The organism is Rhodococcus sp. As11 (assembly GCF_048957735.1).
Taxonomy (GTDB): domain Bacteria; phylum Actinomycetota; class Actinomycetes; order Mycobacteriales; family Mycobacteriaceae; genus Rhodococcus; species Rhodococcus gordoniae.
Window position 1 is genome coordinate 194,075 of sequence record NZ_JARDJE010000003.1, and the last position, 14,129, is coordinate 208,203.

The following is a 14,129-nucleotide window of genomic DNA, read 5'->3' on the forward strand; positions in this document are numbered from 1 at the left end:
GGTAGCCGCATGTGCACAGCCGCCAACTACACCGCCAAGGACCACTACTTCGGCCGGAATCTCGACCTCGAGTACTCCTACCGGGAAGCGGTGACGGTCACGCCACGAAACTTCCCGTTCGAGTTCCGCAGGGTGCCGTCGCTGAAGTCGCATCACGCCATGATCGGCATGGCGACCGTCGCCGACGGTTATCCGCTCTACTACGACGCGACCAACGACGAAGGTCTGAGCATGGCGGGCCTGAATTTCCCCGACAATGCCGATTACAAGCCGCCGTCCGAGGACGGCACCAACGTCGCGTCGTTCGAGTTCGTTCCGTGGGTCCTCGGGCAGTTCGAGACCGTCGCGCAGGTACGGGACGCACTTGCGGATGTGCGGATCGTCGACACCGCCTTCAGCGAGGAATTCCCGCCGTCGCCGCTGCACTGGATCATCTCCGACAGGAACGAGTCCGTCACGGTCGAAGCTGTCGCGGAGGGCCTGAAAGTCCACGAGAATCCGATCCAGGTCCTCACCAACAACCCGACCTTCGATATCCAGCTGTTCAACATCAACAATTTCATGAACTTGTCGGTCGATCCGCCCGAGCCGCACTTCTCGAAGGACATACCGTTCGACGTGTACAGCCGCGGCCTCGGCGCCGTCGGGCTGCCGGGCGACCTGTCCTCGATGTCACGCTTCGTCAAAGCCGCCTTCACCAAGGTGAACTCGATCTCGGGCGATTCCGAATCCGAAGCGATCAGCCAGTTCTTCCACATTCTCGGATCCGTCGAGCAGCAGCGAGGATGTGTCCGGCTCGGCGACAAGTACGAGATCACCATCTACTCGTCGTGCTGCAATACGGACAAGGGCATCTACTACTACCGCACATACGAGAACAGCCAGATCACCGGTGTGGACATGCACAAGGAGGATCTCGACGGAAGCGAACTCGCGTCCTATCCGCTGTTGAAGGAACAGAAGATCCTCATGCAGAACTGATCGCCGCACGTTTGACGGCGGCACACAGGGTCAATTCCTCGGTGTATTGCGTCATCCACGCCTATGAGGAGGACCCGACATGGCGGCCACCGTCTCCGACCGATTCGACATCGACGCCGCGCCCGAACAGGTGATGCGCGCGCTCGAAGATGTCGAGCGCATCCCGGAATGGTCCTCGGCCCACAAGAGTGTCGAGGTGCTCACCCGGGATGCCGACGGCCGCCCACATCGGGTTCGCATGACCTTGTCGCTGTTCGGTTTCTCCGACACCCAGACCATCGAGCACGACTGGACCGAACGGTCGACGTCGTGGACTCTCCTCGACAGCGCGATGCAGCGCAGCCAGGACGGTGAGTACGCCCTCGAACAGATTGCGCGTGGAACCCGGGTGCACGTCACCATGTCGCTCGAACCGAAGGTTCCGGTTCCCGGTTTCGTGCTGAAGCGAGGGCAGAAGCATGCGGTCGACGCGGTCCGGAAGGGTCTGACCGAGTTCGTGCTGGCCAACTACGTCTGATCTGCCGTCGGCAATTCGAGGGTGAACCGCGCTCCTCGGCCCGGTCCTTCGCTGTGCACGCGGATGCGACCGTCATGGGCTTCGACGAGCGCCCGCGCGATCGTCAGCCCGATGCCGGTGCCCCCGTGGTTCCGGTCGCGTGCGGTGTCGGCACGATAGAACCTGTCGAAGAGATGGTCGAGGTGATCGGACGAGATTCCGCTGCCCGTGTCCGTCACGGTGATCTCTGTCCGCGCGCGATCGAGCATGCGCGTGGCGACGGTGACGGTGCCACCTTCCGGGGTGTGCCGCAGAGCGTTGTCCAGCAGGTTCGCCAGTACCTGCCCGAGGCGTTCCGGATCGACCGTCACCGGCGCGGATTCTGCGATGTCGACGTGCAGCGCCACCTGTTTGCCGTCGTACTGTTCGCGCACCGCGTCGACTGCCGTGGTGACGAGGGCGCCGGTGGTGGTGGGTACCGGCGTGATGCGCGTGAGGTGTTCCTCGGCGCGGGACACAGCGGTGATGTCCTGCGCCAGCCGGTCCAATCGGAGGGTCGCCGCACGCAGGATCTGCCGCGTGTCGTCGTCGAAGGTTCGGACGCCGTCCTCGAGTGCCTCGAAATACGAGTCGAGTGTGGCGATAGGGGTCCGCATCTCGTGACCGAGATCGGCCAGCATCCTGCGCCGGGTGGTTTCGGTCGCTTCCAGTCGCCGTGCGAGTTCGTTGAAACTCGCCGCCACTTGGTCGAATTCGCTGCCGAGTCCCGGAGCGGCGACACGGGTGTCGTACCGGCCTCCGGCGATCTGCGCAGTGGAGGTGGTCACCGACGTGAGCGAACGCTGGATGCGGCGTGCGATGTACCAGCTCACTGCTGACGCCAGGAGCACTGCGAGGGCGACTGCCAGACCCCACGCCAGAACGATCGACCAGGTGAATGCCTCTTCGACGTGCGCCGCCTGACTCGAATTGTGGTCGATGCCGGCCTGGCCGAGATGGTCGTGGAAGATTCCGGGGGCGAGGGCGGAGGCCACGAGCCACGCACTGACGGCGCATCCGACGACGACAGCGATGAAAGCGACGAACAGGCGGGTGCCGAAGCTCATGCCGGTGGGGGAGGATGCCGTCATCGCCCTGTGCCCATCCGGTAGCCGACGCCCCGCACGGTGCGCACGAAGCGTCCCTGGGTCGCGTCGTCGCCGAGTTTGCGGCGCAGATGGCCGATGTGCACGTCCACGAGGTGTTCGTCGCCGACCCAGTTCTGCCCCCATACGGCCGCGATGAGCTGTGCCCGGGTGAACACGACACCGGGGTCCTGGGACAGGGCGGCGAGGATGTCGAACTCGGTGCGGGTGAGCGCTACCGGTGTGTCGCCCACGGCGACCTCCCGTCCGTCGACGTCGATGGACAGAGCGCCGAACGTCCGGGGCGGTCGGCCCGCGGAGTCCGTCACCGGCCCTGCCGTCCGGGGACGGCGCAGCATCGCCTGGATGCGGGCCATGAGTTCGCGCGGGCTGAACGGTTTCGTGAGGTAGTCGTCGGCTCCGACGGACAGTCCGATCAAGGTGTCGATCTCGTCGGTGCGGGCGGTGAGCATCACGACATAGGCGTCGGAGAAGGTGCGCAATTGCCGGCACACCTCGATGCCGTCGAGCCCGGGGAGGCCGAGGTCGAGCACGAGGATGTCGGGATCGATCCGGCGGGCGAGCGTCACTGCCTCGGATCCGTCGCCGGTGATCGTCACGTCGAAACCGTCGCGTTCGAGATACGAACCGACGAGGTTCGCCAACGACTCCTCGTCTTCGACGACCATGGCCCGCATCCGGGCGGTCGAGCCGGGGGCGGGTGCGGATCCGCCGGAGGTTCCCGTCGGGCGAACAGAGGAAGGCATGGGATCCATCATCGTCACCCGCCGTGGTGCTGACGACATGCCCGAACTTCTTGAGCAAATCTTCATACGATCTCCACCCGAACCCGGGATCGCACACGCGAGGGTGGATGCCATGAACAAGCAGGCTCTGGCCGCCGGTGCGATCGCGCTGGCGGTGGCATTCACGACGTCGGCGTGCAGTGGTTCCGGTAGTGACGAGGGAACGACCAGCGCTTCGCCTGCCGCGACGTCCGGTGAGAACACCGCGCCGTTCGATCAGGAAGACGTGATGTTCTCGCGGATGATGATCCCGCACCACGCGCAGGCCGTCGAGATGAGTGACATGCTGCTCGCCAAGGATGGGATCCCGGAGCCGGTGAGGGCACTGGCCGAGCAGATCAAGGCCGAGCAGCAACCCGAGATCGAGCAGTTCGAGGCGTGGCTCGACGAGTGGGGCATGACGCCCATGCACCGGGAGGACACTCCCCGGATGGACAGAGGCGACATGCTCGGCATGCCGCACATGGACGAGATGCCGCACATGGACGGGATGATGAACGAGCAGGACATGCAGGCACTGTCCGATGCTCAGGGCGTGGCCGCCGCCCGTATGTACCTGGAGCAGATGATCGTCCACCACGAGGGTGCGATCGAGATGGCGCAGGACGAGATCGAGGACGGGCGGTATTCCGGCACGGTCGAGCTGGCTCGCACCATCGCCGACACCCAGCAGAAGGAAATCGACACGATGCGTCAGCTGTTGACCACTCTGTAGCCGATCTGCGCTTGCGGTTCGTCCCGCCGGCGAGTGAGGAGCCGTCGATGTCCCAGCAGGTGCACGAACACACCCACGAACACGCCGGCCGCGATCGACATGCGGGCACGGCGCGCACGGGGAAATGTTCCGGCGACGGCGTCCACGATGCTCCTGCCCTGGTGCGCGCCGATGTCGGCATCGCGATCGGGGCGGGTACGGATGTGGCGATAAAACTTCCCCTTTGTTGTCGCGCGTAAGAAACAAATCTGTGCGATGATCTCAATCGCATAACGTATCGGCGCCGCTACGGAGGATGCGGTTTCGATATACGGGGTTGTCGACCTTCGAGTGCAGGGAGGTACTCGGGTGTCGACGCGTCTCGGGGAGGAGACACACAATGAGGGTTCTTCCGTCATGACCACGGTTCGTCAGGCGAATGGCGATGCTGTACAAGATATTTCGGCTACCCACGCCGGTGCCGCCGCGCCGGCCGGCAGTCGGATGTCCACGCGATGGGACTGGCAGAAGTCCTACGTCGACACGCTGTTCGTCACCGACAGTCTGGTTATCGCGCTGGCAGTCGCCCTCGCGCACGTGATGCGGTTCGGGCAGGATTCGATGGTCACCATGGACGGCGTCGGAACGCTGAGTTACACCCTCATTTCCGTCGCGTTCGGCGTCGCGTGGATCGCTTTCCTGGCTCTTTTCCGCACGCGGTCGAGGCGGGTGATCGGCGCCGGCTTCGAGGAATATCAGCGCGTCGTCTCGGCGACGCTCTATCTCTTCGGTCTGGTCGCCATCGTCGCGCTCATCTTCCGGATGGAGCTCGCGCGTGGCTATCTCGCCATCGCTCTGCCCGCCGGTCTCGCGGGCCTGCTGTTCTGCCGGTGGGTCTGGCGACGGGTGGTCGCACGTCGGCGGCGGAAGGGTGAATTCACGACGTCGGTGCTCGTGGTGGGTGGCGCTCGCGCAGTTCGTCACATGGCCAGCACATTTCAGCGTCGCAGCGGCGAGGGTTATCGCGTGGTGGGTGTGTGCGTGCCGCGTTATTCCGGTGTGCCGGGCGAGAGCATCGATGTGGACGGACGGCAGATCCCGATCCACGGCGACGAGAGCACCGTCGTCGAAGCGTTGCGCGCCTCGGGTGCCGACACCGTCGCGGTGACCGCCACCGAGACGCTCGGCCACGAAGGCATCCGCGACCTGCTGTGGCAGCTCGAACCCGAGCGCGCCGATCTGGTGGTGGCGACCGGTGTCGTCGACGTGGCCGGCCCGCGCATCGAGATGCGTCCGGTTGCCGGGTTGCCGCTGATCCATGTGGAGAAGCCGAGCTATCACGGTGCCAAGCGCAGCGGGAAGCGTCTGTTCGACCTCGCGTTCTCGCTCGCCGCTCTGCTGTGCCTGGCTCCGGTGTTCGCGATCGTGGCGCTGCTGATCAAGCTCGAGGACGGCGGCCCGATCTTCTACAAGTCCGAGCGCATCGGGCTCGACGGAACCCCGTTCGGAATGATCAAGTTCCGGTCCATGGTGCAGAACGCCGACAAGATGGTCGACGCCTTGCTCGATCAGAACGAGGGCGCCGGACTGCTGTTCAAGATGAGGGAGGACCCGCGCGTCACTCGCATGGGCCGGGTCCTGCGTCGGTTCAGCCTCGACGAGTTGCCGCAGTTCCTCAACGTCGTGCGCGGGGAGATGAGCGTGGTGGGTCCGCGTCCGCCGCTGCGTCGCGAGGTGGAGAGCTACGACGGCCGGGTCAAGCGTCGCCTGCTGGTGCGTCCGGGCGTGACGGGTCTCTGGCAGGTCAGCGGCCGATCGGATCTGTCGTGGGACGAGTCGGTGCGTCTGGATCTGTCGTACGTGGAGAACTGGTCGATGGTCTCCGACGTGCTGATCATCGCGAAGACCGTGAAGGCTGTCGTCGCCAGCGAAGGTGCGTACTGACTCTCAGGGGACGTAACCCTGGAATCAAGATCAACAACACGCTAGTGTCACATACTGTCGTCGTCCCCTGCACGGCGACGTCGAGCCCCGCCGGAAGGTTATTCGCATGCCCTTCCGGCGGGGTCTCTGCTCTTCGCGGCCCCTTTCGAGGTCGAAGCACAGGAGTGACCCGCCCGACAGGGTGAAGTTCGGGGTGAAGTCTGCCCATCGATGTAACGCAACCACGAGTTGGACCGTTGTCCAAGTGTGCATTGGATCCTGTATGTACTGCTCGGCTGGGCCGGCGTGTCGGTTACCGCCGCGATGATCTTCGGCCGGATCATCCGCGTGCGCGACGAACGTGAGGCCCCTACCGACGCAGACGCATCTTCACCACGCGTCCCTGTCGGGGTGGACAAGCGCTGATCGCCCTCGGTGAGTGCCGGGGCGTTTGCGGTCGGGTCGCCTCGGGAAGCCACTGTGCAACGAGCTCTCGAGCACTTCGATCCATCATCGATTCACAGGCGGTACTCATGGCCGAGCAAGACGTGCACACCACCAAGACCGATCAACTGAAGTTTCAGGATCCGACAACTCGCTACCCGTCGATCTCACCTCCGAAGCAGGATCAGCCCGAGCCGGGACTCGACGCCGACATGGTGCCCAAGGCCGACATCGGCGAATTCTCGTACCGGGGCACGGGCCGCCTCGAAGGTCGCAAGGCGCTGATCACCGGTGGCGACTCCGGCATCGGCGCTGCTACTGCCATCGCGTTCGCGCGCGAGGGCGCCGACGTCGCGATCTCGTACCTGCCGGACGAAGAACCCGACGCCAAGAATGTCGCACGCATCATCACCGAGAGCGGTCGCAAGGCGGTCACTCTCCCCGGTGATCTGACGGATGCCTCGTTCTGCTCCGACGTCGTGAACCAGGCGGTCGAACAGCTGGGTGGACTGGACATTCTGGTCAACAACGCGGGCAAGCAGATCGCGGTCGAGGGGCTCGACGACCTGCCCGACGATCAGCTCGAGCAGACCTTCCAGGTCAACATCCTCGCGATGTTCCGCACCACCCGTGCGGCGTTGAAGCATCTGCAGCCGGGCTCGACGATCATCAACACCACCTCGATCGTGGCGTACCAGCCGTCGCCGGCGTTGATCGACTACTCGTCGACGAAGGCCGCGATCAACAACTTCACGAAGAACATGGCGACCCAGCTGGCGGAGAAGGGTATCCGTGTGAACGCGGTTGCGCCCGGGCCGATCTGGACGCCGTTGCAGCCGTCGGACGGCCAGCCGAAGGAAGAACTGCCCGAGTTCGGGCAGAACACCCCGCTCGGACGTGCGGGACAGCCGACCGAACTGGCGCCGGCCTACGTGTTTCTGGCGTCACCGGAATCGAGCTACGTGGTGGGTGCGACGATCCACGTCAACGGTGGGATGCCGTCGCCGTAAACAGATCGCCTCACCCCGCAACGGGGGACAGGTTCGAGACGAGTACCACCGCGTCCGAGTCCACACTCTGGAGCAGTGCCGCGCCGACTGCGGTCACGGACCACGCCGTGATCGCGGACGTGCGACCTCCCAAAGTGGGATCGATCGCGTTGGTGAGGTCCGCTCGTAATTCCTGACCGGAGAACTCCATTCGACGATGTGGCGGGTGCTCGTCGCTCCGGGTCGGTGATAACGACGACTTCGACGCGGTCGAGTCCGATCGTCGCAAATGCGAGGGCTACGGACGAGTTCGACGTGCGGGAAAGGTGAGTACTGCTTCCGCGCGCTACTTGTGAAGATCTCACGCGGCGCGGTGAGTGGTTCGTCGACACCGGGCGTAGAGGGTGCCCGATACGCAGTTGTCGGAGAGCGCGTCCGCGACCGCGCCCGACCTATGGTCCCGATGCCAGCTACGCACACGGACAGTGCCCGGCGGTTCGCCTGTCGAACGGCGGGGACGCCCGAGTGTTAGTCGTACCGCCACCGCCGTCGAATCCCACCGAGGGCCGGCTGCAGCGGCCCGGACATCGGGGGATGTCCGGACGAGAGTGTGCGACGACTGCGCGCTTAGAGGTCTCATGTCCCGTCCTTCCATCGGCACCGAACGGTCGGCGTCGAGCAGCAGCCGGGGCATCGTCAGCGCATCCGACAACCGGCCGGCGTCCAAGGTTGGCGGGCCGGACAGCAGAAGACCGAACAACTGCGCGTCCCACGGGACCTGCTGTTGCCCGCCGGGGATAGCGCCGAGCAGCCATCCTTCATCGTGCCGGGCACTCCACGCTGGAGGGTCGTCAGTGACCAGCTACCGTGGAAGTGCCTTCGTCCGTGCCGAGTTCGCCGCGATTTAGCAGTGCGATGCTGTCTGCCACCGCTGCGGGTGTCATCTCCCATGGCGGGGTCTTGTCGGATACGCGATGTACCGGTGGATCGAGATCCCGGCCCGTAAACAGTACGAAGGAATACGGGATCGTCGCGCAAAACATCAAAAGCACCAACACCGGCTCGCTGAGTTGATCCATGAGTCGGCGTGGGCGGGCTGGGCTCAGGCAGGTTTGCGGAACAGACGAGGAACAGTGCGGGCGACTCCCCTACCGCCCACGCGGATGCGTTACGGGCGGGTCAGGTGCCGAGGCTCTACGTGATACTCGGCGGTACGGTTTCGAGTGAGGCATGATCAGTCCCATGCCTGCGGACCGCACCCGACTACCTCTCCTCACCTGCGCATGGATGGCGATTGCCTTCCTCTTGCCGCTCTACCGCACGCTCCCAGCGCCGGTTGCGGCTGCATGGATGTTCGGAGCACTAGGGCTGCTCGTCGTGTCCGCCACATTCGGGGTCGTCGCCCGTCCTTACCTCCCCGGGCTGTGGATCTTCAGTGGATTCGCCACCATCGTCGCCATCCTCACCGCCACAAATCTCGCATCGGTGAGTAGCAACGTGTTCGTCGGCACCCAGATGTTCGTCCTGCTCTGTCTTGGCGCCTTCGTGCTGCGAGCAAACGTACTGCGCGATCCGATGTTCGTCCGGCGAGTCGCAAAAGCCTTCCTTGTTACTCAGACTGTGTCAGCCGCTGCGGGCATAGCGCAGATCGCTGGGACGCCGGTGCTCGGCAATCAGGCCGTGAACGACCGTGCCCCCGGACTTGCAGGGCACCCGAACGTCCTCGCGCTCATGGGCGGCATCGCGGTCCTGCTTTGTTTCCGGGAAGCATTCCTCAACGCAGAGCGCAGGCGCCTGGTAGTCGTGATCGCCGGCATCAACTTCGCGAGCATCATCGCATCCGGCAGCCTCAGCGCTCTCTCCGCGTGCCTCCTCGGACTGGTGATCATGGCGATCAGCTTCCGCATCAAGACCGCAACCATTATCAAGACCGCGGTGATGGTCGGCATCGCTTTCTGGCTGGCTCTCACCTACACCGACTTCGGCGAAAACGTCCGCACTCCGCTCGATCGGTACTTGCAGGTCACCGGCCAAACCGAAGCGGTCAGCACCCTCGACATTCGTGGAGATACCTACGGCTACGCGTGGCAGGCGATCCAGGACAGCCCGCTCTTCGGAGTCGGCCTCGACGCAGCTTATGCCGCGTCATTCGACAACGTCACCGTCGTCCACAACGTGTTCCTCCGAGCGTGGTACCAGGGCGGAATCCTTCTAGCCGTTGCCATCGGAGCAATGATCCTCGCAATCCTTGTGATCGCACTCCGAGCGATGAGGACCAGGACAAACGGCACCGCAGCCGCCGTCCTGGTCACTATCATGGCATTCGCCCTTACGTCCGCGTTCTTTGAGCAGGCGTACTACTGGCTTCCCGCCCTTCTCGCCTGGGCTACTCTGCCCACGTCTCTATCAGACGAGTCTTCGACGTCATCCGACCCTAAGGATCTTGGGGGCAAGACGGTTAGTCCAGCGAACTTTGACCCAGAAAAGGTGAAGTTGATGTCACCCTGAGACCGGAACGTCGATGGGCTGTCAATGTAGTTCTGCAGCCAGTTCTTGCCGTCGATGAACTGGGTTCCGTACAGATCCGCCTTGCGTGTTACCTGGATTGTGTCAGCCGCCAACATCACCCTCGATATACGAGGCAGTGCCGGCGTGCGCGCCCGCGGTCAGCGGGGGGTGATGGGCGTCACCGGTGCGACATAACCGAGTTCAGCACTCGCTTGGATGATGCCGCCGTCGGAGCGAACGCGCTGTCTCTCGGCCGCACATAAGTGGTGTTATTGGCCTCGTCATCATCATCGTCCTATCGGCGGCAACGATTCTTCTGGGCCCGCGCTGCCAGCAGTGCTGCATCGGGTACCGCATCGGTGATGAAACGCAGACTCCGGAAGAAGCTGAGGCCGAATGCTGAGCCGCAGAAGCAGCGGCAGAGCAACAGTTCCAGTAGCGGGAAGCTGGCCCAGCTGCAGCCCGCGCGGAGGAAGTAGCACGTTAGAATCCCGCTTCGTACGAAGTACTCGGCGAGCGCGAATTCGCGAAGATTGTGCAAGTCCCTAAGCCGGCAATGGACCGGAAAATCGTGCTGTTCGGTCGAGTCTTCCAGTTCGACGCAGAGATAGGCGCGGACCAGTTCCTCGCTTATCCCTACCTGTATGGGAAGATAGTGACTACGGCTACGACCAGAACACGCTGGTCGTCGCCTCCGACCCTGCGGTCATCGCGAACGTCGTCGAGGATGACATCGTCACGATGTACGTGGAGGTGCAGGGAAGTTACTCCTATGACACCCAGAGTGGCGGGAACACCACTGTGCCGAAGTTTGCCGTTCGCATGGTTGAGGTCGTCGGCTAGGCCTGTCCGCCAGAAGACGGACCGGCCGGCTCCTTCGAATGATTGACGCGAGCCCCGTGTAATCCGAACAGTGTCATGCGAACGGGTGAATCTGCAGGTGACTTCCTTACCCGGCAGTAACAAACCGGGGACTCCATACGTTGTTCGATATGTGAACTGGGTTTTCTGGCTGATCATCGGGTGGGTCGCCGTATCGGTGGCCGTCGCGATCGTCTTCGGCCGTGTCATCCGCGCCCGCGACAAACGCGAGACCCCGCCCTCGCTCCACCAGGACGACGAGCAGTGGCGGGACGCCGGCTGAGCCTGCCCCGCCCAGAGCGGGCAGCAGCAACTCTGACGGGGCCCGGATCGCCTGTGGTACGAGCAGTCGATGGAATCGGGCTACGTGAAGGCTCGACGGCCCACCTCAATGGCGGACGCCGTCGCCCAGGGTTGAGCCGCAACAAACGAATCGTGCGCGTCGGTGATGACCACCGACGCGCACGACTCGTTCTGGAACGTCAGACCGCGCTGCGTACAGCCCCTCCGTAAGTGCGTCCCCTGGCTGCCGAGATCGGCACGACCGAAGCAACGTCGGAGGAGGCTTCCGCCAGCGCTGCAAGGATCTGCTCGGGGCCGGCGCATGTGCTTGCGCACGTGACCCCTCGAGCCCGGAGCTTCTGAAGGGTGAGTGCTTCGGCGGTAGTGCAGTAGCCGTCGAGGATGTCCTCGGTGAGGATCGCGTAATCCACTTCGCCTTCGAAGGCAGTGATGGTCTCGATGCCTGCGAGATCGAGGCTCTCCTGCAGTTCTCTCCACCGGTCGAGTGCGACGGCATCGGAGGGAGTGCCGAGGAAAAGTACCCGCGCCGGTCGGTCGGAAGGCGATGATGTCGTCACAGGCTGCTCCAGGGTGCGAGTAGGTCAGGTGAAACCGAATAGCCACTCCCGGTAGGGAGTTACACCTTCACCTGCGAAATGTGTTGTTTCACACTGTGTACAGCACTGGTTCATCTGCCGCTACCTGGAGAATCATCAGGAAACACGAATGTGACAGAAGCCGTTACGGTTCGGACCACTCGGTGAGGACTTTGGTCCCGAAATTCTTCGTCAAACACGCGAAAGCGACAATGTCCTTCAGGTGAAGGCATCGGGCCACTTCGGAGCGCGCTCCTTTCTCCGAGGAGTCCCCAGCACGACCGCACCTGACCCGATTCCCCGCGACAGGGCCGCAAGAACCTCGACCACCGACCAGGCAGTGATCGCGGAGGTGCGCCCGTCCGACGCCGGGTCGATCGAGTTCTCGAACATCAACTCGTATCGGCCGAGCGGTGACTCCCACTTCACTATGTGACGTGTGCTGGCGGCACCCGGGTCGGCAATGACCACCACCTCGACCCGATCGAGCCCGAGCGTCGCGAACGCGAGAGCCACCGACGAGTTCGAAGTTCGAGGGAAGGTCAGTGCTGCTTCTCTGGCGGATCCTCGAAACACCTCACGTTCCGCGTCCAGACCTTCTTCGATGCCGAGAGCACTGGGTCGTTTGATCGTGGTGTGAGTCAGGCGGGCGTCGCGTGTGCCTGCTCGTGCCGCCGAGGCCAGAATGTCGAAGCCACCGATCGCGCCCGTCGGGAGCAGCACACGTCCTGGCCCCGCCCCGAACGATTCCACATCGAAGCCGCGCTCGGCGAAGACACCGCATGAGCAGACGACGATGTCCTTACCGCGTTGCACCGCGTCGGGCAGCAGGGTGCGGGCTGCGTCGACGGTGGCTGCTTCCACCACGATGTCGGCGGTGTCGAACGCAGCATCGGTCTCCTCTGTACTGCTTCGTGAGGTAAGCACGGCCGCGAGGCTCACACCCGGCACCGTGTCGTCGCGCAGAGCGTCGATCACGGTCTGTCCGATCGTGCCGGCTCCGACGACGCACACTGCGATCGGCCGCCGCTCGATTCCTTCGGGTGCCAGTTGCCTCACATCCTCTGCGGTATACCGCCGCTCGTATTCGTGACTACGGGCTCATGGTACCGAGGGAAGAGGTCCACGATGTTCGACTCACGACGTCACCGTGTCTCGCGCGACGCCGTCCGATGATCGGAATATGTTGCTATCACGTCGAATAGGGAGGCAGCGCGTTGTCGACGACGGCGAGTGCGTTCACGCAGCCAACGGCATCGTTTCTTGGAACGGAGCGGGCATCCTGTGCGAGGTCACCTGACGGCACGGGCACCGTACCGCGCGCCCGAGCTCGTCGTCGGGTAGCCAGCCGTACTCATCGCACCCACCGCACCGCGGTGGGAGTTTCGGTCGGGGTGGTTGCAATGACTGCCAGACCGGGACCCACGCCGCCGCGGAACGAGCTGGATCCCATGGTCGATGACGTTCGAGCGCGGCACGGACAAGAGCCTCTACTCCATGGGTGTCGATGGATTGTTCGACGAGTGCGCGCTTCGCGGCTGTCAGAGTATCGAACCGGGCAGTGAGGCCGGCCCGGCGGCACGCCGTGGCCAGTTGATCGAGGGAAGGGGGCTGCTGCTCTTCGGGTTCGACAGCGCCGGTGCGCTTCGACGCGTGCGGGAGTGCAGCAGGTTCATGTCTTGGTTCAAGAACGGTTCGGGTGACCGGGATGTCGCCCCGCTCGGTCGTTCCTGTCACCCCGTGGCGCTTCGTCTTGTCGCCTCGTTCGGAGCTGCGGGGTAACGACGTGTCACCCCGCTTCATCGACAGGTTGTAGAGGACGGGTCGGCGGTCTTCGCGAGAAATTGTCGCCGCGATCCGCTCTTGATCACCCCGGGAAATGAGGCCGAGGGTTGCGAGCGCCTTCAAGCAACGCTGCACTTGGCGTTCGCTGATGCGGGCGTACCCGGCGAGTGTCCGCACGGATGGATATGCGTCCGCGCCGTGACGGGACGCGTGATTGGCGAGGCCGAGCAGGACCACCGTCAGTGCTGGTGCCGAGGGCATCCCGGGCGGAGTTGGGGACGGAATTGCGGCGCGTTCGAGCGCCCAGGTGATCGCTTCGATGCTCACGATGTCACCTGCGCATGGGTATGCTGACGCATGTTCGACTCCTCTTTAGTCGGACATCCGGCCCGTCGCGATGCCAGTCGCGGCGGGCCATCTGTTTTCAGTTTTCGCACACGCGTTCGAGCGCGTGGTTGATCATCTTGGCACCCACACGGAGGGGCGTCAACGCCTATACGGGTCTCCCAAGTGGCGCGAGCCCCGCTGGCAGGGGGGAGGAGCCAGCGGGGCTCAGGTGCTGCCAATTCCCGGGGAGGGGAAGGGGCATGTTGCAGGGAGGCAACACACTTGAGAATTTAACCAGAATTGGTGCCATACG

Annotated in this window: 16 protein-coding genes; 8 read left to right on the forward strand and 8 right to left on the reverse strand. The window is 63.9% G+C overall.

Annotated elements, in window-relative coordinates; genetic code table 11:
* The first annotated feature begins 9 nt into the window (after positions 1 to 9).
* Both bsh and PV766_RS05335 read left to right on the forward strand, forming a co-directional pair.
* Positions 10 to 981: a choloylglycine hydrolase gene (gene bsh, locus PV766_RS05330; RefSeq protein WP_421096570.1), complete on the forward strand. Its 972-nt coding sequence runs from the start codon at positions 10 to 12 to the stop codon at positions 979 to 981.
* A 79-nt stretch (positions 982 to 1,060) separates the two neighbouring features.
* A complete protein-coding gene (locus PV766_RS05335; RefSeq protein WP_016932019.1) occupies positions 1,061 to 1,498 on the forward strand; it encodes an SRPBCC family protein in 438 nt (145 codons plus the stop codon).
* On the opposite strand, the gene PV766_RS05340 is transcribed toward PV766_RS05335, so the two are convergent.
* Together PV766_RS05340 and PV766_RS05345 are read right to left on the reverse strand one after the other, a co-directional pair.
* Positions 1,489 to 2,607 (reverse strand): sensor histidine kinase, encoded by a 1,119-nt coding sequence (locus PV766_RS05340; protein ID WP_129975828.1) that lies wholly within the window; start codon positions 2,605 to 2,607, stop codon positions 1,489 to 1,491. The genes PV766_RS05335 and PV766_RS05340 overlap by 10 nt on opposite strands.
* Positions 2,604 to 3,290, reverse strand: coding sequence for a response regulator transcription factor (locus PV766_RS05345; protein WP_016932017.1), 687 nt, complete (start codon positions 3,288 to 3,290; stop codon positions 2,604 to 2,606). The genes PV766_RS05340 and PV766_RS05345 overlap by 4 nt, the downstream gene beginning before the upstream one ends.
* Positions 3,291 to 3,480: 190 nt before the next feature.
* Between PV766_RS05345 and PV766_RS05350 the strand changes: the two genes are divergently transcribed.
* Positions 3,481 to 4,122: a DUF305 domain-containing protein gene (locus tag PV766_RS05350; protein WP_421096571.1), complete on the forward strand. Its 642-nt coding sequence runs from the start codon at positions 3,481 to 3,483 to the stop codon at positions 4,120 to 4,122.
* Here the strand turns inward: PV766_RS05350 and PV766_RS05355 are convergent.
* Positions 4,101 to 4,268 (reverse strand): hypothetical protein, encoded by a 168-nt coding sequence (locus tag PV766_RS05355; protein WP_165369167.1) that lies wholly within the window; start codon positions 4,266 to 4,268, stop codon positions 4,101 to 4,103. The genes PV766_RS05350 and PV766_RS05355 overlap by 22 nt on opposite strands.
* 337 nt (positions 4,269 to 4,605) lie before the next feature.
* On the opposite strand from PV766_RS05355, the gene PV766_RS05360 reads away from it, so the two are divergent.
* From PV766_RS05360 to PV766_RS05370, 3 genes are all read left to right on the forward strand, one after another.
* The gene (locus PV766_RS05360; protein ID WP_129975834.1) at positions 4,606 to 6,045 is read left to right on the forward strand and encodes a sugar transferase; all 1,440 of its coding nucleotides are present in this window, start codon (positions 4,606 to 4,608) and stop codon (positions 6,043 to 6,045) included.
* Between the two features lie 246 nt (positions 6,046 to 6,291).
* Positions 6,292 to 6,450, forward strand: a complete 159-nt coding sequence (locus PV766_RS05365) for a hypothetical protein (protein WP_165369197.1) — start codon at positions 6,292 to 6,294, stop codon at positions 6,448 to 6,450.
* Between the two features lie 107 nt (positions 6,451 to 6,557).
* Entirely contained in the window at positions 6,558 to 7,478 is a 921-nt protein-coding gene (locus tag PV766_RS05370) for an SDR family oxidoreductase (protein WP_421096572.1), read from the forward strand.
* Positions 7,479 to 7,488: 10 nt separating this feature from the next.
* Here the strand turns inward: PV766_RS05370 and PV766_RS05375 are convergent, their stop codons facing one another.
* Together PV766_RS05375 and PV766_RS05380 are read right to left on the reverse strand one after the other, a co-directional pair.
* Positions 7,489 to 7,668, reverse strand: coding sequence for a hypothetical protein (locus tag PV766_RS05375; protein WP_421096573.1), 180 nt, complete (start codon positions 7,666 to 7,668; stop codon positions 7,489 to 7,491).
* Positions 7,669 to 8,308: 640 nt separating this feature from the next.
* Positions 8,309 to 8,536, reverse strand: coding sequence for a hypothetical protein (locus PV766_RS05380; RefSeq protein ID WP_421096574.1), 228 nt, complete (start codon positions 8,534 to 8,536; stop codon positions 8,309 to 8,311).
* Positions 8,537 to 8,699: 163 nt separating this feature from the next.
* Here PV766_RS05380 and PV766_RS05385 point away from each other — a divergent pair, with 163 nt between their 5' ends.
* On the forward strand, positions 8,700 to 9,965 hold the full coding sequence (locus tag PV766_RS05385) for an O-antigen ligase family protein (protein ID WP_421096575.1): 1,266 nt from the start codon (positions 8,700 to 8,702) through the stop codon (positions 9,963 to 9,965).
* 994 nt (positions 9,966 to 10,959) lie between these two features.
* The gene (locus PV766_RS05390; RefSeq protein ID WP_421096576.1) at positions 10,960 to 11,109 is read left to right on the forward strand and encodes a hypothetical protein; all 150 of its coding nucleotides are present in this window, start codon (positions 10,960 to 10,962) and stop codon (positions 11,107 to 11,109) included.
* Between the two features lie 199 nt (positions 11,110 to 11,308).
* On the opposite strand, the gene PV766_RS05395 is transcribed toward PV766_RS05390, so the two are convergent.
* From PV766_RS05395 to PV766_RS05405, 3 genes are all read right to left on the reverse strand, one after another.
* Entirely contained in the window at positions 11,309 to 11,686 is a 378-nt protein-coding gene (locus tag PV766_RS05395; protein WP_242496640.1) for a hypothetical protein, read from the reverse strand.
* Between the two features lie 237 nt (positions 11,687 to 11,923).
* The gene (locus PV766_RS05400; protein ID WP_421096577.1) at positions 11,924 to 12,763 is read right to left on the reverse strand and encodes an aspartate dehydrogenase domain-containing protein; all 840 of its coding nucleotides are present in this window, start codon (positions 12,761 to 12,763) and stop codon (positions 11,924 to 11,926) included.
* Positions 12,764 to 12,943: 180 nt separating this feature from the next.
* Positions 12,944 to 13,816: a helix-turn-helix domain-containing protein gene (locus PV766_RS05405; RefSeq protein WP_421096578.1), complete on the reverse strand. Its 873-nt coding sequence runs from the start codon at positions 13,814 to 13,816 to the stop codon at positions 12,944 to 12,946.
* Between the last annotated feature and the right edge of the window lie 313 nt (positions 13,817 to 14,129).

Coding starts and splice junctions, on each gene's coding strand:
- PV766_RS05375 (WP_421096573.1), bottom strand. CDS start 7,668: ATGGAGTTCTCCGGTCAGGAATTACGAGCGGACCTCACCAACGCGATC.
- PV766_RS05380 (WP_421096574.1), bottom strand. CDS start 8,536: ATGGATCAACTCAGCGAGCCGGTGTTGGTGCTTTTGATGTTTTGCGCG.
- bsh (WP_421096570.1), top strand. CDS start 10: ATGTGCACAGCCGCCAACTACACCGCCAAGGACCACTACTTCGGCCGG.
- PV766_RS05340 (WP_129975828.1), bottom strand. CDS start 2,607: ATGACGGCATCCTCCCCCACCGGCATGAGCTTCGGCACCCGCCTGTTC.
- PV766_RS05345 (WP_016932017.1), bottom strand. CDS start 3,290: ATGGTCGTCGAAGACGAGGAGTCGTTGGCGAACCTCGTCGGTTCGTAT.
- PV766_RS05360 (WP_129975834.1), top strand. CDS start 4,606: ATGTCCACGCGATGGGACTGGCAGAAGTCCTACGTCGACACGCTGTTC.
- PV766_RS05350 (WP_421096571.1), top strand. CDS start 3,481: ATGAACAAGCAGGCTCTGGCCGCCGGTGCGATCGCGCTGGCGGTGGCA.
- PV766_RS05385 (WP_421096575.1), top strand. CDS start 8,700: ATGCCTGCGGACCGCACCCGACTACCTCTCCTCACCTGCGCATGGATG.
- PV766_RS05370 (WP_421096572.1), top strand. CDS start 6,558: ATGGCCGAGCAAGACGTGCACACCACCAAGACCGATCAACTGAAGTTT.
- PV766_RS05335 (WP_016932019.1), top strand. CDS start 1,061: ATGGCGGCCACCGTCTCCGACCGATTCGACATCGACGCCGCGCCCGAA.